This is a genomic window from Arsenophonus endosymbiont of Crataerina pallida, from assembly GCF_964020125.1.
Classification (GTDB): domain Bacteria; phylum Pseudomonadota; class Gammaproteobacteria; order Enterobacterales; family Enterobacteriaceae; genus Arsenophonus; species Arsenophonus nilaparvatae.
The window spans coordinates 2,611,790-2,634,382 of sequence record NZ_OZ026540.1; the positions used below are offsets into that span (position 1 = coordinate 2,611,790).

Sequence of the window (22,593 nt, forward strand, 5' to 3'; positions counted from 1 at the left end):
AAGGAGCGTATATGTCCCCTCCAAACATCTTAATGACTCGAATTGACAATCGTCTGATCCATGGTCAAGTCGGTATTACTTGGACCAATTCTCTCGGTGCCAATTTAGTTGTCGTTGCCAATGATGAGGCTGCCAATGATCCAATCCAACAATCTCTCATGGATATGGTGGTATCCGATGGCGTGCAAACCCGCTATTTCACCTTACAAAAAACGATTGACATTATTCATAAGGCAGCAGAACGGCAGAAAATTTTCATTGTTTGCAAAACGCCGCAGGATGTATTGACGCTGGTAAAAGGTGGGGTACCGATCGATTTTGTCAATATCGGTAATATGCATTTCTGCGAAGGGAAAAAACAGATCCATAAAACCGTTTCCGTTGATAACAATGATATCGACGCTTTTCGTCAGCTTAATCAATTAGGTATCACCTGCGAAATTCGCCGTGTACCAGATGAAAGCGGTGAAAATATTACCAATCTGCTGAATTAATGGAGACAAATATGTTTATTGATGCATTATTAATCGCCTTATTAGCAGGTATTGCTGGTGTTGACTTATTTAATGGTCTAACCCATCTTCATCGACCGATTGTAATAGGCCCGATCGTAGGGCTAATTTTAGGTGATGTGCAGACAGGTTTATTAGTTGGTGGGACTTTAGAACTTGTTTGGATGGGAATGGTACCACTTGCTGGAGCGCAACCCCCAAATGTGGTTATCGGTGGTATTATTGGCACCGCTTTTGCTATTCTCACCCATTCTGATCCTAAAGTTGCTATTGGGATTGCCATTCCCTTTTCGATTGCGGTGCAAGGTTGCATTACCCTATTATTTACCCTTTATTCACCCATGATGCATAAATGCGATCAAATGGTTAAAAATCTCAATTGGCATGGTGTTGAGTGGGTAAACTATTTTGGCATTATCATTCTATTTTGCTTTTACTTTATCGTTGCCTTCTTACCTATTTACTTCGGCGCTGACGCCGCCAGTGCTATGGTACAAAAAGCACCACAATGGCTGCTCGATGGACTGGCGGTTGCCGGTGGTATGATGCCTGCAATCGGCTTCGCTTTACTGATGAAAATCATGATGAAGAAAACTTATATCGCTTATTTTATCTTAGGTTTTCTTGCTGTCACCTTCCTTAATCTACCGATTATAGCCGTCGCTTTAGGTGCCTTTGCTATCGCTTTAATCGATTTCTTTAACCGCACTCGTAATAATGATGGCGAAACAGCAAACATGCCATCAAAAACCAATCAACAGGAGATGAATGATGGCATTTAATGGATCTGATGAAGAGATGGCAAATAAAAGCGAACAACGCATGACCCAAGCCCTAGCCACCAGCCAGGTAGAGAGTGATGACTATATTGATACCACGCCGGGTAAAGCACTAACCTCCTATGATATTAATGTTATGGCGCTACGTTCGCTCCTTTTGCAAGCTTCTTTTAACTATGAACGTATGCAAGCCGGTGGCTGGTTATATACGCTTATTCCCGCTTTGCGTAAAATTCACAACAATCCACAAGATCTCACCAATTCCATGAAAATGCATATGGAATTTATTAATGTTCACCCTTTTGATGTCACTTTTTTATCCGGCCTGGTATTAGCTATGGAGCGCGGAAAGAAAAAATTTCGACTATCCGCGCGGTTAAAGTTGCCTTGATGGGGCCATTAGGCGGGATTGGTGATGCCTTATTTTGGCTCACTCTATTGCCAATATGTGCCGGTATCGGTGCTTCACTTGCCTTGCTGGGGAGTATTTTTGGCCCGATCGTTTTCTTGCTGTTATTTAATATTGTTCATTTTGCCTTACGATTTGGTCTAGCCCATTACGGTTATCAAGCAGGAACTAAGGCGATTGCGATACTAAAAACTCACACCAGAAATATTTCTCATGCTGCCTCTATTGTCGGTATGACGGTAATCGGGGCACTGGTAGCTTCATATGTTCATCTCTCTACGCCGTTAATACTAAAGGCCGGTGAGGCCAAGGTGGCATTACAAACCGATGTGTTGGATAAATTAATGCCCAATTTATTACCGCTGGCTTTCACACTAATCGTTTATGGTTTTTTAAAACGTGGGTTTTCAGCCGTAAAAATGATCGGAATTACCATCCTATTTGGGCTGGCAGGTAAATTAGTTGGATTCTTATAAGGAGTAAATATGTTAGGCATTGTCATTACTGGCCATGGAAGTTTTGCTAGTGGTTTAATGCAAGCAATGGAGCAAATTGTTGGTAAACAAGAGCAGTGTACTGCCATTGATTTTACTGAAGGCATGACAACAGAAGATTTACACCAAGCATTAAATCAAGCCAGTAAAATTTGTGATATCGGTGACGGCTTAGTATTTCTTACTGATTTACTTGGCGGCACACCATTTTCACAAGCCTCGCAGTTAACATTGGCACATCCACAATGGCAAGTCCTAACGGGAACGAATATGCAAATGGCGGTCGAAATGATGTTAGAACGACAAGCGATCGATGCAGAAAAATTTCGTGATATGGCGCTGGATTGTGGCCACCAAGGATTAACCAGTTTATGGCATCAGCAACAGCAGAATAAAAGATCTCATAATAATGATGGTATTTAAGGAGTTACCATGTATTTAATATCTACCCGCGAAATGCTAAAAAATGCCCAACGAGGGCAATATGTGATACCCGCGTTTAATGTTCACAATTTAGAAACTATCCAAGTCGTTGTGGAAACTGCGGCCAAAATGGCTTCACCGGTCATTCTGGCCGGTACACCGAGTACCTTTACCTACGCCGGCCTTGAATACATGGTATCTATTTGTACCCAAGCCGCTTCATTGAATAAATTACCCCTTGCTCTCCATCTAGATCATCATGAAGGATTGAGCGATATCTGCAATAAAGTCAAAGCCGGTGTTCGCTCGGTAATGATCGATGCCTCCCATCTACCATTTGCAGAAAACATCGAGATCGTGGCTAATGTTGTGCAATTTTGCCAACGTTACGATGTGAGTGTCGAAGCTGAATTAGGTCGCCTGGGGGGAAAGAAGATGAATTAATTGTTGATAGTAAAGAGAGTTTTTATACCGATCCGATTGCTGCTAAAAAATATGTTGCGCAAACTGGTATAGATTCGCTAGCAGTTGCCATTGGCTCTGCTCACGGACTCTACCATGATGAACCTCATCTTGACTTTGAACGCCTGGCGGAGATCCAGCAGCAAGTAGATATTCCATTAGTTTTACATGGCGCATCAGGCATATCTGAAGAGATGATACGCCAATCTATTTCATTAGGGATCTGTAAAGTCAATGTGGCTACCGACTTAAAAATTGCCTTTGCTGATGCAGTAAAAATATATCTATCTGAACATCCTGACGCTAACGATCCCCGCAAATACATCACACCAGGTAAACAAGCAATGCAACAGGTAGTAGAAAATAAAATCATGATGTGTAATAGTGCCGGAAAAATCTAACGCTATATTGCCACTTCAATTAACCACTATTTAACACAGCTTGATGATTTATTATTTGGCAATAACTTATTCCAATAATATGAAATAACAAAGCTAGCTTAATTTTCATTAAAATAGATAAAAACAGCAATAAAAATAAATTATCCAGTGACTGACTAAATATTTGCGCTCGAATAAATTGATATTTAACAAGTTTAAATAATCATTAAAATTAGTTGTTTTGTTTAATAACAGAACAACTATTATCCTGAAACACCACTAAGCAAGCGCTGCCCATAAAGGATCTTCAGGAAGATCGGTGATCGAGAGACCTGTTTCTGTCGGTGTTAACATAACCGTAGGTGGCTGCAAAAAGCTATATTGCTGTTGTTCATCATTATCATAAATTAATGCTTCCCGCTGATCTTCTGATAACCCCAAGTAAACCAGATCGTGATTAACATCTAAACTACTTCCGCATCTTACTATCCGACCAGCTATACTATCATACCAACTTCTAATTGGATTTCCCTCCCGATCCTGTAACCCCTGTAACATTATGTGATCCGTAGAATGAGGCATTTCATAAATAAGATCATCTAACTCTTGCTTAACATTGTCACTATGTTCACGTAACCAATCCACTGAAACACCAAGTAAAACATTTCTACCCTGATTATCTAGCAAACTAAATACGCCATCTTCACGCAGACTAAAGAATTTATTATTAATGGGAAATAGTGATTTTATATTAGTAGCAACTAATTGTGCCTGACTACCCGATAAACCATTATCCTTCTGAAAATAGAGATAATGTTCTTGTGGGTTATAAAAATAATAACCGGGCGTATCACCTGCCGTGATCGCTGTAAGAATAAACTCTGATATTAATGTCAATGATGGCGCTTGATTATCAATAATGGCACTGGAATGGTTCAACTGTTCAGCTTCCTGCTGCTCAACATCCGGCAAATTTAAACTGATCATATTCTGTACTTGCTTATCCTCCATGATTAACCAAAAATACTTTTCCTTGCCGTCAATATAACCCGATAAGTAGAGTATTTCGTTAACCTGGCTTGGAACAAGGGCGGTTGATGCAACAAATTCATATCGACCTTCAGTTTCAAGAGAAGGAATAAGACTCAATTCGGTACTTTCTAATGCTTTTACTATGTCATTTTCATCTACTACCATCAAATCGGCCATCCTTTTAATCTCTCCTGGCAGACCCAGCAGCTCTCTACCAGTATTAATTGCAACCAATTTCAGCGCGGTATCATCAATGAGATAGACATAACGTATATCGTTGACCTGCTCCATCACAAAAAACAATTGGCCATTTCCCTGAATAGTATAGCTACGTATTACTTCATGACTTTCAATCGGAAAGCTAAATGGTCGATATTGCTGCAACACTTGACCACTACTAATTTCTACCTGCCAAATAGCACTATCACGGTAAAACCAGGCTCTATCACCCTCTACTTTAGCTAATACTGCTTGACTCAGAAATTCCGCCGCATCTGGCCTATTAGTATAAATAATACGGCTACGGGCGGTCTCATAATAGGCTCTTCCCACTTAGCCTGAGCCATTATCGGGTTGATAGTGTTCGATGATCACAAATGCTGCCGAATGAGCTTCAGCCTCAATTGAGGTTTTAAGATATTCGTTCAATGAGCCGCTATTATCGAAAAGAGTGGCATCCAGCTGGGTAAGCTGCATTTTTTTATTCTTTTCATCAAAGACAAAAATGCCCTGCTGATTTACCACGGAAAGTTGATTGACGTTTTTCGCTAAGAAAATTACCACATTATCAATGTAGAGATAGTCGCCCGCTTCGCTAACCTGCATATGAGTGCCCAATGTAAGATGGCGTGCATCCAATATCCAACGCGTATTTGCATTCTCTGATAGCAAAGTCACTGACACCCCTCTGGCCAAGCTAATCCGATATTCCCCGTCCCCGCCAAACAGCTGATATGTAACATAGCGCTGAAAATCCATCGGCAATGAAGGGATCAGCAGCTCCCGATTACAGTCATCTAAAATCACTTTAATGGGTGTTAAAACATAATCCGGCACAATTTTATAGACTGCCCGTTCACCGGGAAAAGCATAAAAATCAAAATCAAACCGCCCATCCTGTTCCAGTTTTCTCAATACATCAAACCCTCTATCCTGGCGCTTGGTGACAAAAGGCAAAATCATATATTTGTAATGTAAATAGGTAATAGGGGTTCCCGGCAGGATCAGAACATGATTAGCTGGCTCAAAGCTAGACTGACTATTTTGATACCCCAAGCCTTGTCGAATATTGACTGCCTGAGTTTTATCCTGATTTAATTCCCGATTGGGCCAAAAAAAGAAAAAATCACCTCGACCTGATCCGCTCGCATATGTGGGATCATTACGATAGAGATACTGACTATCAAAGGTCAGCTTATTTTGGCGTAAATCCAGCTCGATAATAACAGCACCTGGGATTGGCTCCATAATAGTCACTGCATCATTATTAGCAATATTCTTCTTTATCTGCCGATAACCACCCTGCTTATAAGCCAAATCAAGATCAGCAAAATAGTTACCGACTATCTGTACACTGTGAGTTACCTTACCAAACGCTTCTGCCAAAGCCATAACTCCGATTCCTAGTCCTGCCAGCGGAACAGATAAAGCACCAGAAAAAGCAGCAACCGTCGGTGCCCCTAGCATGACAGAACCCATTCCTACACCAATAACCGCCAAATTAGTAATATCGACACCTAATTGAGCAGAAAAAACCGCGCGTTGCAGATCATTTTGCGCATTAGCCAATTCAATACTATCCAAAGCAATACTACTAAAATTTAATATGAAATCAGTAGCATGATGATAATGAAATACTCCACCTAGTAATGTTTTAGTAGCTTGTTTACCCTGATAGCAGCAATTTTATACAAATTAACCAACCGCAGCGTATCTTCCACGGTTCCATGAACTATTTGAGTCAAATTGAGATAAGTGTGTATATTAATTGCCGTACTAAGAGTTTCTGATAATGTATTATCTACCACCCCAAAACGATTGTTATTGGCAAACCAAGGGATCAGTTCTTTTATCAAGAAAGCCGCATTTAATCCATGTACCCCATCGGCATCAGTGATACTATCCTGCAAAACTAATGTTTTACCATTGTAATGATAAGCCTTGGTTACCATGGCTAAATACTCATTATATTTACTAATTAAATCAATAATGTTCTTATTGTTAGTTGATTATTACTGGCTATTAAATGTTTTAATGAATTAGGTAAATGATTGGGTAACTCAGTTAGTTGATTACTATAAACTTCAAGAAAGCGTAAATTATTAGGTAAATTATTAGGTAAATTATTAGGTAACGAAGTTAATCCTAAACCAGATAAATTAAGAAAAACACTTTTACTATTTACACACTCTATTATTCTCTGTAATGCAATATCTCTATGTTCTGTTGGATCTAATTGAACTTGACTCGCCCAATTTTTCCACTCAATCATATGCGACTTAATATCATTTTCTGCATTCATATTATCTATTATCTCAATAATAACTATTCTTTCAGAAATAAGTCTCCAGTATCAACATTGCATCCAATGTTGCTATAAAGGAACATTTATCGTAGAGAAATTGAGTATAGCAGCGATAAATAAGCTGTAGAGTAAAGTAAGATGAGTTACTTAAAATAAATAAGCCTGCTGAATATATAAAAATAAAAATTAATCTAAATATTAAACCAAAATTTAATACCAATCTTGTAACAGAACGAAGGGATCCATTTAATTCATTACTAATATTGTAAGCATCGAAATAATCAATTATTTTAATATAAGCTCTTTTGTCAAAAATATTTTATCTTGATATCAGAATTTATTAGCTCTGATATAAGGCCAAATATTAATAACAGCAATATCAGTGGCCTTGTTACAACAAGACCATGATTAGCACATCAATAGCACTAGGCAAAAGTAGCCCATGAAGGGTCTGCTGGAATATCTGAGATCAAGATCCCGCTTTCTGTCGGAGTCAATGTGACTGTGTCAGATTGCAAAAAACGATATCGCTGTTGTTCATCATTATCATAAATCAATGCTTCCCGCTTATCTTCTGATAAACCTAAGTAAACGAGATCATGATTAGCATCTAAACTACTTCCACCCCGTACTATGCGATCGACTTTTTTATCATACCAGCCTCTGATCGGATTTTCCTGCTGATCCTGCAACCCCTGCAACATTATGTAATCAGCTGAATGATGCATCGAATTAATAAGATTTTTCAAATCTAATATAACATCGTCATTATGCTTACGTAACCAATCCTGTGAAACCCCGAGTAATACATTTATCCCCTGATTATCCAGCAAACTAAATACACCATCATCTCGTTGACAGAATAATTTATTATTAATGGGAAAAAGTGATTTAATATTGGTCGTAACTAATTTAGCCTGACTACCGGAGAAACCATCATCAGCTTGAAAATAGAGCTCATGCTTTTGTGGATTATAAAAATAATAACCGGGTGACTCATCGGTCGTGATCGCTGCAAGAATAAATTCTGTTAGCGATGCTAACGATTGCGATTGTTTGGCAATAGTAACATCATTAGCGAGCAGTGCCTCGCCCTTCCCCTTAGCTGCTTCTGGTAGATTTAAACTAACTACTTTATGTGCCTGCTGATCTTTCGTTATTAACCAGAAATGCTGTTTTTTTTTGTCAATATAACCCGATAAATAGAGCACTTCAGCAACCCGACTTGGAACAAGATCGGTTATTGACATAAGCTTAGAGATGGTATCTATTTTAGTGGTTGAGGGATCATTAAATTGAGTAGGATCAGATATTAATAAGGTTGCAGTATTTTTATTCTGTCCACTAAAATCTACTAGCTGTTTAATATTATTTAACAAGTTCAACATATCTTTACTGCCATTAATCGCAACCAATTTTAATGTTGCATCCTCAACAGTATATACACAACGCATGCCATTCTCATGCTCGATCACATATAGTAATTGACCATTGCTCTGAATAGTATAGCTGTGGATAGCTGCATCATTCGCAGCCGGAAAACCGAATGGCACATATTGCCGTAATAGCTGCCCACTGCTGATTTCTACCTGCCAAATAGCCGTATCACGATAAAACCAGGCTTTATCACCTTCGACTTTGGCTAAGACTGCTTGACTCAGAAACTCGGCCATCGCTGGCTGATTGGTATAAATAGTACGACTACGGGCAATCTCATAATAAGCTCTACCCACTTCGCCAGTACCATGATCGGGTCGATATTTATCAATAATCACAAATGCAGCTGGATGCTCTTAAATACTGGCTAGCGTTTTAAGATATTCATCCAGTGAGTCACTATTTTTGAAATAAGTAGCATCCACATGAGAGGCATGCATTTGTTTACTCTTTTCATCAAAGACAAAAGTTCCCTGTTTATTTATCACCACAATCTGTTTGGCGCTTTTCGGTAATGTTATCGTCACATTATCAATATAGAGACAATTATCCACTTCACTAACTTGCATATTAGTGCCAGAGTTAAGATAACGGGCATCCAATATCCAACGCGTATTAACATTATCTGATAGCAAGCTTAATGATGCCTCTTTCGCTAAACTAATCCGATATTCTCCCTTACCACCAACCAACTGATAAGTGATATAGCGTTGAAAATCGATTGGCAATGTTGGGATCACCAAATCCCTGTCGCGATCGTCCAAAATCACTTTAATCGGTGTTGAAACATAATCTGGTATAATCCTATAGATTGCTCGTTCACCGGGAAAAGCATAAAAATCGAAATTAAACCGACCATCTTGTTCCAATTTTCTTAATATATCAAATCCCCTATCATCTCGCCCCGTGACAAAAGGTAAGATCATATACAGATAATATAAGTAGGTTATCGGGGTGCCCGGTAGGATCAGTGGATGTTCGCCAGGCTTAAAATTAAGCTGACTCTCTTGATAACCCAACCCCTGTCTAATATTGATGGCCTGGCTTTTATCTTGATTTAGATCGCGATTAGGCCAGAAGAAGAAATAATCACTTTTACCTGAACCGACCGCAGATGTTGGATCATTACGATAAAGATATTGGCTCGCATAAGTCAGTTTATTTTGCCGTAAGTCCAGTTCGGTAATGACGGCTCCTGGTATCGGTTCCATAATCGCAATAGCCGCATTACTGTCAGATATTTTTTTCGTTACCTGCCGATAACCACCCGCTTTATAAGCCAAATCGACATCGGCAAAATAGTTGCCCACTATCTGTACACTGTGGGTTATATTACCAAACGCTTCGGCTAATGCGGTGATCCCGATCCCCACTCCTGCCAGCGGTACAGATAAGGCGCCAGCAAACGTAGCAACCGTGGTTGATCCAAGTATGCCAGCCCCTATTCCAATACCAATAACGGCTAAATTAGTAATATCAATGCCTAAATGAGCACTAAAAACTGCCCGTTGCAGATCATTTTGTGTATTGGCTAACTCAATACTATCCAAAACGATGCTAGCAATATTAAATAGTCCACCTATAGCGTAACTAGCTTGAAATAATGGGCTTAATAATCCTTTGGTTGCCTGTTGTCCCTGGTAGGCAACCATTTGATATATATTGACCAACCTTAGGGTATCTTCCACTGTTCCATGCACTATTTGAGTCAAATTGAGGTAAGTATGTATATTAAGTGCTGTACTGAGGGTTTCTGATAATTCATTATCCGCTACCTCTAGCCGATATTTATTGGCAAACCAAGGGATCAACTCTTTAATGAGAAAAGCAGCATTTAATCCATGTACACTATCAACATCAGATGTATTACTGCGCAGAGCTAATGTTTTACCGTTGTAAGAATAAACTTTGATAATCATTTCCAGGTATTGATTACATTTATTGATAAAATCAATAATATGTTTATTATTGGTGACCAATTTCTTAAGTTGATTGGTTTCCTTATGAATAAAGTGTAAATTATAACTGTCTGACTGCGGGTTATTTTTGTTAAAACTGCTGAAAAGCGGCACCCACTTTTGTAGCGACAAATGATGATAATGATAAAACTGGCTCATCGTCGACTTAAATTGCTCAGCCTGCTTAATGAAAGCCATTAATTTATAAAAGATAGAATCCAGCCTTGAAGGAGCACCTAAGGTTGCTTGTTCAATTCCTTTTTTAGCCAGGTTATTAAATGTTTTGCCGGCCACTTTCTCAATATGCCAGTCATTTTGCTGGTTATTAAAAAACAGCGTGGTTTTATTACCCGTTTCCGTCAATCGTTTTCTGCCTTCATCGTTGACCATCAGCTTAGAAGAATAGGCAGAAACCGAATAGGGCCGAATTGTTTCATCTAACGCCTCAGCAAATTGCCTGACATAACTGGTTTGCTGTTTATCGTCAGCCAACGAACACCCAACCAAATTGATATGTTTTGGCGAAAAAGTCATCCGCAAATCAGTCGCTAATTGTTTTAACTGCTGTGCCAAAGGTTTAGCTTCACGCCAGGCCAGACTATCATGATCACCATCAAATTGACTATCCCGACCATGGCCAACTAACTGCCAGCGCTGCTGAGTTTGGTGGCGCAAATGCTCGATATTGCCATGCACCGTAAAAATATTCCCCTCATTATCCAACTGGAGTAAAACCGATATTTGCGGATGTTTTTTTACTAATTGGATCGCCGCTTCTCTTACTATCGGATCATTTTCTAGCTGGATAATTAATTGGCCATCAAAACGACTGCTTTCCCCTTCATGATTAAAAGTCACTGATGGCAGTTGCCAATTTGATACATTGCGATCAGAGGTTAAGGTAGCATAATCCAAACGGAACTAGCTAGCGTAAGGCTAATAGGAAGATGAACTGAATCAGCACTTAATTGATTCCCTGTAAAGTTAAATCTAACTAATTTATTCGGGATATGATCTGGCAATGCCATAAGTTGATTATTACTGACATCAATCCGCATTAATGAATTTGGCAAATGATTAGTTAATGCTTTTAGTAGATTATTACTAACGATCAGGTTGATTAAATTCGCCGGTAGATTATCAGTTATCGTGGTTAATCGGTTACTATCGGCATTCAACAATTTTAATTGAGCCGGTAAATTATCCGGTAACCGAATCAATTGATTGTAACTAATATCTAAACCGATCAAAGTGGTTGGTAAATTATTGGGTAACTTGGCCAACCAGTTATGGTCAACATCCAATAGTATTAACCCTTCAGGCAGACTAGCAGGCAGAGAGATTAAATGATTATTACATACATAAAGCTGTTGGATGGTGGATGGCAGATCCGCCGGCAACGCCGTCAGTTTGTTATCGTTAATATTTAATGATATCAGATTGTTGGGTAGATGATCTGGTAAAGCCGTGAGATTTAAATTTGCTAAATCAAGGTATTGTTCTTGTAAACTCAGACAATCAACCATTCGATTAAAGGCAATTTTTCTAGCATCAGCTTCCTCTGCGGGGCCTTGACCTAACCATTCCATCCATTCTTCAATTAATTCATATTTAGGGCTGAGTAATTTAGGCGATTGAGGCGTCTGCTCTATTTCATTCGCAGCAACAGAAAAAAAGTTACGACCCATTGTGGCCGGGTTGTTGTCAATATTAAGAAAAAGTAGTTTACCGGGAAAGTTAGCAGGCAATTCTTTAATCTGATTATTATAAGCATTAAAATATTTCAATTTAGCCGGCAAATTATGGGGCAAAACAGTTAACTGATTATCACTGGTATTAAGGTATCTTAGCTCGTCAGGTAAATGATTAGATAAAGTGGTTAATCTATTATTACTCGCATCTAAATATCTTAATTTATCAGACAAATAATCTGGCAGCATAATCAATTGATTATGATTGATATTAAGATGCCCTAATTGATTTGGTAAACTGTCGGGTAAAACCGCTAATTGATTACTACTAATATCGAGTTTCTTTAATGAATTTGTTAAATTATTTGGCAGAGATATAAGTTGATTATGACTAACATTTAAAGTAATTAAAATATCGGGTAGGTGAGTTGGTAAATAGGTCAACAAATTATTATGCACATCTAAATGTTTTAACATAATAGGCAAAGTATTCGGTAAAGCCGTCAGTTGATTACCGCTAATATCAAAATAAACCAATGAATTAGGTAAATTGCCCGGTAAAGCATTTAACTGATTATCTGCAGCATATAAATATTTTAACTTAACTGGCAAGCTAGTCGGTAAAACCGACAGTTGATTGTTGTTTATTCTTAGTTCAGTAATGGTAGCGGGCAAATGAGCAGGTAAACGCGTCAAAGATAAGCCTGATAAATCCAGTGACTTGCTATTATTATCATTAATACACTGTTTTATTCTTGCTACTGCAATTTCCCTACCGTTAAATTTGTCAAAAGTAATATCTTTATCACTCGCCCAATCAAGCAACTCCGCTGGAATGTCTATACTATGAAAATCATCATACCATCCAGGCGATTGCAATGGAAAACGAGTGGGTATTGAATTCAATGGATTATCAGTAAAATCACTGTACTTCAACCTTAAAGGCAGATGCTCAGGTAAGGCAATTATCTGATTATTATGCACATCCAAAAAAACCAAATTTTCAGATAAATGTGCTGGTAAGGCTCGCAACTCATTATTATGCAGAATAAGGGTATGTAAATCAGTGGGCAAATCAGCGGGCAAATCAGTTAATCGGTTATAACTCGCATCAAGGTAGGTCAAATTATCAAAAAAATGCGGCCACTCGGTTATGTGATTATGACTTATAGTGACATGGTTTAAGAGAGCAGGCATAACATTCGGTAATTGATTTAATTGATTATCACTAGCTAAGAGGCACCAGAGGCCGTAAGGTAGTTCAGCTGGCAATGAAATGAGTTGGTTATAGCTAACATCAAGATATTTTAAACTTGGTGGTAACCGATCAGACAATTGAGTGAATTTATTATGAGAAGTAGCTAAAAATTGAAGTGATTCAGGTAAATTATCAGATAATGCGGTCAATTGATTGTGGCTAACGATTAATTTTATAATCCCGAATGGCAAATCGTCGGGTATCGAAGTTAACTGGTTACGCTCAACATTTAATTCTATGAGATAATCCGATAAATTTTTAGGTAACGAGGTTAGTTGATTACCGGCAAGATGTAATATTTCTAATGAGTCTGGTAACTTATTGGTTAGCGTGACTAACTTATTATAACTGGCATGAATATCTTTTAATGTATTCGGTAAATTATCAGACAAACTTGTTAGTTGGTTTCGATTAACATTAAGCAGTTCCAATCTGGTGGGTAAATTGACAGGTAAGGTAATTAATTGGTTATCTCCAACATCTAATGTTATTAACCCCAAAGGTAGTTTATTAGGTAAACTTTTTAACTGATTACCGTAAACCTTGAGCGTCATTAAGCCACTTGGTAAATCCGCTGATAGTGACGTCAGTTGATTGTGATTAGCAAGCAAGGTACGTAATTTATTCGGTAAAATTTCCGGCAGGGTTTTTAACTGGTTATAACTAGCATCAAGTAAAATCAAATTATCTGGCAACACATCAGGCAGTTTATCTAATTGATTAGACGCTACACTAAGCATTTTCAACATTTTTGGCAGCTGATTGGGTAATCTGTTTAGCAGATTTTTATCGACTCGGAGTTCTTGTAACCGATGCGGAAGTTTAGCAGGCAGCCCAGTTATCTGATTGTTGCTGATATCAAGAAACCATAACGTGTCAGGCATAGTGTTTGGTAATGCCGTCAAAAATGCGCCATTAACCTCTAATTTTTCTAGCTTAATCGGCAACTTATTAGGCAAAGCGATCAATGGATTGTCACTGGCCTTGAGATGATAGATGTAACTCGGCAGATTATCAGGCAAACTCTCAATATTATTTTTATTAACATGCATAGTGGTTAATAATGAGGGTAACTTATTAGGTAAAGCGGTTAATTTGTTATCACTAACTTTTAATACTGATAATCGTTCAGGCAGATAATTAGGTAAGCTAATTAATTGATTGTGACTAGCATTTAAGGAGACTAAGCCTTTTGGCAGATTATCAGCTAGCCTAACCAAGTTATTACAATCCACCTGTAATTCTATTAATGTTTCAGGTAAATGCTCAGGCAAGCTAGTTAACTGATTTGTACCTACAAACAAATGGGTTAATTCTTTAGGTAGCTTATCGGGCAGTCTGGTTAATTGATTATCACTGACATCTAATTTTATTATCCATTCCGGTAAATTAGGCAACGAAGTTAAATTTAGTCCAGATAAATTAAGAGATGAATTTTCTTCAGTAATACAGGTAAAAACTCTATTGAGTGCAGTCTCTCGCTTTTCCGATGGATCGATATTTGGTTGTGATACCCAATCATACCATCCAGCGATTAGATCCATTAAAGCAGGTGATAAAGCCATAGTGTCGCCATCCTAATACAAACCAATTGTTAAAAAATACTTATTAATTTACTTAAATTTGACAATTAAGTCATTTTATTAACACCATGGGAATGTTAACTGCATCAAATATTGCATAAAATAATTGCTAGAAAATAGAAAGTATTGGCAAATAATTGAATGAACCAAAGAAGAATTGTTGCCAGCAGCAAGATGGCTAATTTGCTACTGGCAATTACATGATGCTAAGTAAAAGATGAGAGGTTAAAAGCCGATCAAATAATCAGCCTTCCGTTTGATCGAGATAGGTAATGATAAATAGTGGCTTGCCAGTGATTCAAGCTCTGGAGCATCAGAATATTGCGCCAATAAGGGCATAAAAACTGACTGGCCAATAATGCTGCGACTCGGCGGCGCTGCTGGTCTTAATCCCCACACATTATGGTAGATTATCGGCACAGTACGATCCTGCCATTCTGCACTACCGACATACAGCATAATATGCCCTTTTATATAGACTAATGTTTTAAATGGTTGGCCATATTTGATCAAATAAGCAAGCCGTTCATCAGTTGAATAATGGCTTAAATCAATTCGCTTACCACTTAACGATTGAGGTCGTGAATTTCTGGGTAGAAAAATACCAAAAGGCAGCATAAGATTTCTTACTTCCGCAGAGCAGTCATTAAAACCATAAAGACTTCCCCAGCCATAATCTTTACCTTGCATGTATTGAATGATATGCGCCATATTTTCTGCTGTTGGTGAAATAGGTGTCTGACGCACCATCTGTTCAGACTGTGGCGCATAACGAATAACAGCATAGCCCTTATCATCGTAGGCCGGTAATGCGATATTTGTTTTACCGTTAATCGATTTTAATGGCAATAATGTACCGGTACGGGCAGTAAATCTAAATACGCCCTGCTTATCAGTGAAACTGGCATTATCATTAATAACTGCCCCAAGCTTTTTTTTCGCCATGGTTGTCCACTGTTGGATAAAATGATCATTCACCTTAGCAATATGTGAACTATCTACCCAGCCCATTTCAGTAGGCGATATTATAAAACTCCAGGATCTATCAGCGGTTACTGCCGCAATGTAAACCGGTTCAGCGGGATGCAGAGTGGAATTTTGTAACATATCAAAAGGATAACCTTGACCTGCTTCACGCGGATCTTCAAAAGCAGGATAAGCGGTTGGTAGGAATCTTACCGCGGTTTCACGTAAAGTGATCCCCCGGGCAGTAGGCGTGTATCGATCGGCGATCGACACGGATACCCGATGTTGCATTTTTGCTTTCCAGCTAGCATCTAATAAACGAAAATTTTCGCCATAGTGACTGACTTTAGCCGCAGTAAATTTTTCAGCAAAATGTGATAAATTTCTTTTCGCACCTTTTGCATCCTGCAAAACTGACTGAATATAATCACCATTCCAGGGAGATTGCTCACCAAAATAGTGTGCTAACAGGGTATTAAAAGCTTTTTTTTGTTGTAGTTCAGTTAAAAAGGGTTGTCGGTAACCAGGCTCATTAGGTGGGATCCAGCGAGCGCTATTTTGTGGATAATTAGCAATCGGAAAAAGTTTTTTCGTTTGATCAATAACGTTAATATCTTGCTTATCATTAAATAATGATAATGAATGAGGTGTTTTATTGCTACAACCAATCAGTAATAACAGAATGCTAAAGCCAATCATTTGTTTCATCAACGCCAGCTCCTCTAGATTTACTACTTTTCACTATATCCATATCATGCGGACTTATTTAATTTTAAATATTAAGCTTAATTAAAATCTTAATTTATATTACACCATCTACTATTAATAATAACAATATATAAGCCATTAATTTTTAACATTTAGCTACTGACTGATAATCAATAATATAGTAATTATGGTTAATCTGTTATCAATAATAATTTTTATCTTTATTATTAATCAAAAAAAATAGTAGAATTAACTGATTCTTAATACCCTATTATTGATAAGGATAAAAATAAATATTTATCTATTTTTATAACTTAATACTGAACATAGAAATAATTTATTAATTTCAGACTAAATTATCATCATATTATAATAGACTTTAATTCTGCTATTTGATATTCAGAAAGTTGATACAATGGATAAAATAAAAAAACCAATAGATAAAGTAGCACCTGAAAATTGAATAGCAATATTTCCCTCTCTTATTAAATACAATTATTTTACACTTTAACCGCTTTTATTTAATAAATAAATATAATCGGACAAAATGTTAACAAATGAATTACCTTTATCTGGTTATTGTTTGAACGATCATCCACAAAAAAATAAATGAAATATTATGTCAATGACAGGAGATTAATATGGCTCTTTACACAAAATATAGGTTATTAATATTATCAATAATTTCTATACTGCCACTCTTCTTTTTACCAACCGCTATCGCTTCATTAGAGCAACAACAAAAATATTATTGTACCGGAACCATCAAATATACAGAAAATAAAGATATGGGCGAGTGGGATAAATTTTCCTACTTTAATACTAGTAATCTAGAAGATGCAATGAAAAAAGCAAAAAAGCAATATGAAAATCTTATAAACAAAAAATCAAATGATGTAGAAATCGGAGTTGATAATTGTAAAATTGCAAATTAAATTAAAAACATCAACTTTTAATTTCCTCCATGCCAACAGTGGCAAGGAGGTATTTATATCTCAAGACTAATTAACTGGCTTATTCTATTTTAAGCGAAAATCTTAGTCACTATTTTATCGATTCTGTTTGCCACTATCAGGCACTAATGACATAACCACGGTTTCAAAAGGCGATAACGTCACTAATGCCGATTGATTAATGGTAGCCGGTTTTTTACTACCCGCTTGACTAATATAATTCAGGCTAACTTGATAACTTTGTGACGTACCAGCGGGTAATTCTAAATCACGCTGTAAATCCAAATAATAAACCTGGGGTTTATCCGATGGATTTCTTAAACTGATAATCGATTTATTGCTACCCCAGGCAGCCCAACCATAGATCGCTAATTTGGTTGGATCACTACCTATCCAATGACTATCAAATAAAATAGCTTGATTTTCATACGCCCAATTTGCCGCACTGGCTAATACCTGCCAATTATTATCGCTTAACAGCTCAGGCGTAATATACATTTCTTGTAGCTGAGTGCCGGTAGCAAAATAGCTCCACACTTGATCAGCAAAGTCCTGCTCTGATTGGCTAGCAAGATATTTGGCTTGTTTAGCATAAATAATACCATGCAGCATCAACGAATTAAGCGGAAATAAGGGTCCTTTCATAACAATTGAACGATAAGTTTCCGCATCGCGATAAGTAAGCCATTGTTGTACTTTAGTGCCCGGGCCATAATAGTTAACATCATCACCCCCACGCCAAATCGAATCAGCGTAAAAAAGCCAGGATGGGGTCGCTTGAGTACCTGTGGTCAGGATAATATAAAGATTATTATTTGCTTTTCGCATATCACTGATCATATGGATTGCCGCATCAAAGTCACTAGTAAAGCGGCTACCAGCAATCACCTTATCGGCATTGCCAGTACCATCCAATTTAAACATAGTAATATTTTGTTGTTTGATTAACTGTAAAATACGTTGATGAAAATTGGCATAATAATTGGCACCTGATAGGGCCAATTTACCATCCATTATTTCATAACCAAATTCTGCGGCATGGGAAACGCGAATATCGCGTGGTTTATTATATCCTCCCCAGGGTGATAACCAAATACCTAATGCCGCATGATATTTTTCGGCTGCTATTTTTAATTTATTAAACTCATTGGGGAAATTAGCACCAAATCCCCAGTTACCGGTTAAATTATCCCAACCATCATCAAATAAATAGCCATTTAATTTGACACCGCGTTTTTTGACCAACTGTTCGCCATACTGTTTAATACGTAATAATGCTTGCTTTTCGGTATAGGGATTAAAAAGACCAATATCAAGCCAAGAATTATAGTGTAAATAAGGATGATAAGGACGAGCACGAACAAAATTTAAAAACTGATTGACATTACGCCGTAATTGGCCAGCTGCATAAATGCCAATATAAGTTTTGTAACTAAGTGTATGGCCTGGCTGTAAAGGAATGGCCTGGGCTATTTTTTATGTTACTCCGCCTTCATAAGCTATCGTATTGGTTAACGGATTTTCTGGAATGACAAAAAATGAATCACTAATAATTGGAGAACTGACAACCGAACCATAAACAAAAGGCGCCTGCGTCTTAAAAGGCATTAATGACACCATACTCATGTTTAGGGGATTATTTTCAGCGCTGATTTGAATTTCATAACGGCCAAAATTGGCTCGGTCACATAAAGACAATATCGTGGTAACTTTGATAGTATCTCTAATATAATTTATTGTGATGGTATTTTTATCCTGCTTAATATCTTGCAGGTTAAAATCTTTTTCGGTTAATTTTTTTCCTGAATTAAAATTAATTTCAAATAAATTATCAGTTTTAATTGCATCATTATTTTTGCTATTTTTAAACCAAAGTAATATACCTTTCTTATTATCGGATAACAGAATGTTTATATTTTTACCCGTCAGTTGATACTCTTTTGCCTGTAAGGATTTTACTAAACATAATGACATAAATATACTCAATATAATAACGTTCAATGCTCTCATGCAATAAACTCCTATTGACTGCTTAATTATTTTATTTTGCAAAAATCAAGTCCTAAAGCATGTAACATGGCTTATTACAGCAAAAACCATATCAAGAAAGTGTGAACTGGTTGGCAGTTGTTGGTTTATATGACTAACAGTAAGCAAATAAAGCATCATTTAGTGATATAAAAACAGATAAAAGGTGAATTTCTTAACCAAAAATTCTATTATTAAAATGTTTAACAAATGCTTCAATATTTTCTCCAGCTTAAAATTTAATTTATAACATTCAATTTCTTCATAAAATTTCTCTATTTATTTACGACTAGATAACACTGTTGTTTAGTAGAAGTTTTTATACTAAATAACAGTTGCTAAATTTTATTTACCATAATTTTCGTCTATATCTTTTATTCGTTAAAATATTATCTTATTGTAATATTTGATAAAAAAATATTTTACTTTAACTAGTTATTTATATTAGCTAATGCCACAATGAAACATTATCCAATATTATATTAATATCTAATAAAATAAATTTTTATATCAATCTAAGTCGATATCAAATTACTTTAAGTCAAATATAGTGGGTGTTTTTATCGATTATAAGCGGCAATAAACCTTCTCGGCGTCCATCGCAAACAAATTTGACCCAAAAAATAAAAAGACTATTATATATCTCTCGCTTGCTGTTATTATTAGCCCTATTATCGATTACTATAAAAATTTGCAACCATGGATAAATTTACCCGTCCTAAACTAACGCTGCCTAATGGCGCAAATAAATTATTACTGCATTCTTGTTGCGCTCCTTGCTCAGGTGAAGTAATGGAGGCACTAAGTGCTTCAGGTATTGATTATACTATTTTTTTCTATAATCCAAATATTCACCCACAACGAGAATATGAGATCCGCAAAAACGAAAATATTCGTTTTGCCGAGCAGCATAATGTGCCGTTTGTTGATGCTGATTATGATAGTGATAACTGGTTTGCACGTGCCAAGGGGATGGAGCAAGAACCTGAGCGTGGAATTCGTTGCACTATGTGTTTTGATATGCGATTTGAGCGTACCGCTCTTTATGCTGCCGAGCATGATTTTAGCATTATCTCCAGTTCATTAGGTATTTCTCGCTGGAAGAATATGCAACAGATCAATGATTGCGGTAAGCGTGCCGCCAGCCATTACGATGGCCTAACTTATTGGGACTATAACTGGCGTAAACAAGGTGGTTCCGCAAGAATGGTGGAAATTAGTAAGCGCGAACAATTTTATCAACAAGAATACTGCGGTTGTATCTATTCTCTGCGTGATACCAATAAACATCGGCGCTCACAAGGGCGGGAGATTATCCGCATCGGTGTTAAATATTATACTGACGACAAACAACCCTAATGAGGCAAGCTATTTCAATAAGCAGGCAAGCGTTAAATACTATATTAGCGACAAATAATAGATCGAACAAAAAATAGCAATGCCTGGCTTCAGCCAGGCACTATTTATCCAATTTGCTAAACTATTTGCCAGGCCGTAATGCTGGAAACAGAATAACATCACGAATTGTATGACTATTGGTTAATAGCATGATCATCCGATCAATACCAATACCTAAACCAGCCGTTGGTGGCAATCCATGCTCCAGTGCAGTGATATAATCCTCATCATAAAACATGGCTTCATCATCACCCTCATCTTTCTGACGAACCTGCTCAGCAAAGCGTTCAGCTTGATCTTCTGCATCATTTAGCTCAGAAAAACCATTACCAATTTCACGACCACCAATAAAGAATTCAAACCGATCGGTAATAAATGGATTATTATCATTACGACGAGCCAACGGAGAAACTTCTGCCGGATATTCAGTAATAAATGTCGGTTGGATCAAATGGCTTTCCGCCACTGCCTCAAAAATCTCACACTGCAGACGGCCTAATCCCCAGCCTTTTTCTACCTCTATATTGAGTGATTTTGCGATGATTGTCGCTTTAGCCAGATCATCCAAATCAGCCGGATCAGTTTCGGCCCGATATTTGACTATCGCTTCTTTCATCGTCATTTTGCTAAAAGACTGCCCGAAATCAAATGAATGCTCACCATATGTTACCTGGGTTGTGCCTAATACTTCTTGCGTTACCGTTTTAAATAACTCTTCGGTTAACACAATAAGATCTTTATAATCAGCATAAGCCATATACAGTTCCATCATGGTAAACTCTGGATTATGCCGCGGCGAAATGCCTTCATTACGAAAATTACGATTAATTTCAAAAACTCGCTCGAATCCGCCAACAACTAAACGTTTCAAATAAAGTTCTGGCGCAATACGCAGATACATATCAATATCTAACGCATTATGATGAGTAATAAATGGACGTGCCGCTGCACCACCCGGTATAACCTGCATCATGGGTGTTTCGACTTCCATGAAATCTTTACTAACCATGAAGTTACGTAAAGCCGACAACACACGTGAACGCGTAATAAAAGTCTGGCGCGATTGTTCATTAGCAATAAGATCGAGGTAACGTTGGCGATAACGCGTTTCCTGATCTGCCAGCCCATGGAATTTATCTGGCAGAGGTCGTAATGCTTTGGTTAATAAATAGACTTCATGCGCATGGATGGTTAACTCACCTGTTTGGGTCTTAAATAATTTACCCTTAACACCAAGAATATCGCCCAGATCCCATTTCTTAAACTGTTCGTTATAAATACCTTCTGGTAAGTCATCGCGAGAAACATAAATCTGAATCCGACCGCCCATATCTTGTAAAGTCGCAAAAGAGGCTTTACCCATGATACGGCGTGTGATCATTCGGCCGGCAACAGAGACGTTAATATTCAGTGCAGTAAGTTCTTCCGCATGGTTCTCATCATATTTACCATGCAAATCGCCAGATAAATACTCACGGCGAAAATCATTAGGAAAAGCAATGCCATTACCACGCAATCCAGCCAGTTTTTCACGCCGAGTTTTTAATTCATTATTTAAATCAAGGGACCGCTCAGTACCCTGTTGTTGTTGAGACATC

12 protein-coding genes and 4 pseudogenes are annotated in these 22,593 nt (G+C 37.4%); 7 read left to right on the top strand and 9 right to left on the bottom strand.

The window, feature by feature from the left end; translation table 11 throughout:
• Nucleotides 1-11 precede the first annotated feature (11 nt).
• The 5 genes and pseudogenes from agaV to AACL31_RS14155 all read left to right on the top strand — a co-directional run bounded on the left by agaV (nt 12) and on the right by AACL31_RS14155 (nt 3,480).
• A complete protein-coding gene (agaV, locus tag AACL31_RS14135; RefSeq protein ID WP_310512321.1) occupies nt 12-494 on the top strand; it encodes a PTS N-acetylgalactosamine transporter subunit IIB in 483 nt (160 codons plus the stop codon).
• Complete coding sequence (gene agaW / locus AACL31_RS14140) at nt 494-1,294, top strand: PTS N-acetylgalactosamine transporter subunit IIC (RefSeq protein WP_409013931.1); 801 nt, start codon at nt 494-496, stop codon at nt 1,292-1,294. The genes agaV and agaW overlap by 1 nt, the downstream gene beginning before the upstream one ends.
• Nucleotides 1,284-2,176: pseudogene (locus tag AACL31_RS14145) on the top strand (PTS system mannose/fructose/sorbose family transporter subunit IID). Before agaW ends, AACL31_RS14145 begins: the two are co-directional and overlap by 11 nt.
• Before the next feature lie 9 nt (nt 2,177-2,185).
• Nucleotides 2,186-2,617 carry a PTS galactosamine/N-acetylgalactosamine transporter subunit IIA gene (agaF, locus tag AACL31_RS14150; protein ID WP_310510571.1) on the top strand — a complete coding sequence of 144 codons (432 nt, stop codon included), beginning with the start codon at nt 2,186-2,188 and terminating at the stop codon, nt 2,615-2,617.
• Between the two features lie 9 nt (nt 2,618-2,626).
• Nucleotides 2,627-3,480 (top strand): annotated as a pseudogene (locus tag AACL31_RS14155) (tagatose bisphosphate family class II aldolase).
• A 258-nt stretch (nt 3,481-3,738) separates the two neighbouring features.
• Here the strand turns inward: AACL31_RS14155 and AACL31_RS14160 are convergent.
• The 6 genes and pseudogenes from AACL31_RS14160 to AACL31_RS14185 form a co-directional block, all read right to left on the bottom strand.
• Nucleotides 3,739-6,318: pseudogene (locus tag AACL31_RS14160) on the bottom strand (TcdA/TcdB pore-forming domain-containing protein).
• 35 nt (nt 6,319-6,353) lie between these two features.
• Complete coding sequence (locus AACL31_RS14165) at nt 6,354-6,662, bottom strand: TcdA/TcdB pore-forming domain-containing protein (RefSeq protein WP_310512319.1); 309 nt, start codon at nt 6,660-6,662, stop codon at nt 6,354-6,356.
• A 26-nt stretch (nt 6,663-6,688) separates the two neighbouring features.
• Nucleotides 6,689-7,012: a hypothetical protein gene (locus tag AACL31_RS14170; RefSeq protein WP_339053299.1), complete on the bottom strand. Its 324-nt coding sequence runs from the start codon at nt 7,010-7,012 to the stop codon at nt 6,689-6,691.
• Between the two features lie 428 nt (nt 7,013-7,440).
• A pseudogene (locus AACL31_RS14175) lies at nt 7,441-11,268 on the bottom strand (TcdA/TcdB pore-forming domain-containing protein).
• A 38-nt stretch (nt 11,269-11,306) separates the two neighbouring features.
• Nucleotides 11,307-14,924, bottom strand: coding sequence for a hypothetical protein (locus tag AACL31_RS14180; protein ID WP_310512317.1), 3,618 nt, complete (start codon nt 14,922-14,924; stop codon nt 11,307-11,309).
• A 243-nt stretch (nt 14,925-15,167) separates the two neighbouring features.
• Nucleotides 15,168-16,616, bottom strand: a complete 1,449-nt coding sequence (locus AACL31_RS14185) for an SH3 domain-containing protein (RefSeq protein WP_310512328.1) — start codon at nt 16,614-16,616, stop codon at nt 15,168-15,170.
• A 641-nt stretch (nt 16,617-17,257) separates the two neighbouring features.
• Here AACL31_RS14185 and AACL31_RS14190 point away from each other — a divergent pair.
• The gene (locus AACL31_RS14190) at nt 17,258-17,551 is read left to right on the top strand and encodes a hypothetical protein (RefSeq protein WP_310512316.1); all 294 of its coding nucleotides are present in this window, start codon (nt 17,258-17,260) and stop codon (nt 17,549-17,551) included.
• A 114-nt stretch (nt 17,552-17,665) separates the two neighbouring features.
• Here AACL31_RS14190 and AACL31_RS14195 read toward each other — a convergent pair whose 3' ends face one another.
• Together AACL31_RS14195 and AACL31_RS14200 are read right to left on the bottom strand one after the other, a co-directional pair.
• Nucleotides 17,666-18,814 (bottom strand): hypothetical protein, encoded by a 1,149-nt coding sequence (locus tag AACL31_RS14195; protein ID WP_310512315.1) that lies wholly within the window; start codon nt 18,812-18,814, stop codon nt 17,666-17,668.
• Between the two features lie 231 nt (nt 18,815-19,045).
• On the bottom strand, nt 19,046-19,579 hold the full coding sequence (locus AACL31_RS14200) for a hypothetical protein (protein ID WP_310512314.1): 534 nt from the start codon (nt 19,577-19,579) through the stop codon (nt 19,046-19,048).
• Nucleotides 19,580-20,296: 717 nt separating this feature from the next.
• Between AACL31_RS14200 and AACL31_RS14205 the strand changes: the two genes are divergently transcribed.
• Nucleotides 20,297-20,956, top strand: coding sequence for an epoxyqueuosine reductase QueH (locus AACL31_RS14205; RefSeq protein ID WP_310512313.1), 660 nt, complete (start codon nt 20,297-20,299; stop codon nt 20,954-20,956).
• A 121-nt stretch (nt 20,957-21,077) separates the two neighbouring features.
• On the opposite strand, the gene lysS is transcribed toward AACL31_RS14205, so the two are convergent.
• Nucleotides 21,078-22,592 (bottom strand): lysine--tRNA ligase, encoded by a 1,515-nt coding sequence (lysS, locus tag AACL31_RS14210; protein WP_310512312.1) that lies wholly within the window; start codon nt 22,590-22,592, stop codon nt 21,078-21,080.
• Nucleotide 22,593: the final 1 nt, after the last annotated feature.

Bases quoted from the DNA above. Each gene is read 5' to 3' on its own strand.
- agaV (WP_310512321.1), top strand. From the start codon at position 12: ATGTCCCCTCCAAACATCTTAATGACTCGAATTGACAATCGTCTGATC.
- AACL31_RS14185 (WP_310512328.1), bottom strand. From the start codon at position 16,616: ATGAAACAAATGATTGGCTTTAGCATTCTGTTATTACTGATTGGTTGT.
- AACL31_RS14180 (WP_310512317.1), bottom strand. From the start codon at position 14,924: ATGGCTTTATCACCTGCTTTAATGGATCTAATCGCTGGATGGTATGAT.
- agaF (WP_310510571.1), top strand. From the start codon at position 2,186: ATGTTAGGCATTGTCATTACTGGCCATGGAAGTTTTGCTAGTGGTTTA.
- lysS (WP_310512312.1), bottom strand. From the start codon at position 22,592: ATGTCTCAACAACAACAGGGTACTGAGCGGTCCCTTGATTTAAATAAT.
- agaW (WP_409013931.1), top strand. From the start codon at position 494: ATGGAGACAAATATGTTTATTGATGCATTATTAATCGCCTTATTAGCA.
- AACL31_RS14190 (WP_310512316.1), top strand. From the start codon at position 17,258: ATGGCTCTTTACACAAAATATAGGTTATTAATATTATCAATAATTTCT.
- AACL31_RS14170 (WP_339053299.1), bottom strand. From the start codon at position 7,012: ATGAATGCAGAAAATGATATTAAGTCGCATATGATTGAGTGGAAAAAT.
- AACL31_RS14205 (WP_310512313.1), top strand. From the start codon at position 20,297: ATGGATAAATTTACCCGTCCTAAACTAACGCTGCCTAATGGCGCAAAT.
- AACL31_RS14165 (WP_310512319.1), bottom strand. From the start codon at position 6,662: ATGGTAACCAAGGCTTATCATTACAATGGTAAAACATTAGTTTTGCAG.
- AACL31_RS14200 (WP_310512314.1), bottom strand. From the start codon at position 19,579: ATGAGAGCATTGAACGTTATTATATTGAGTATATTTATGTCATTATGT.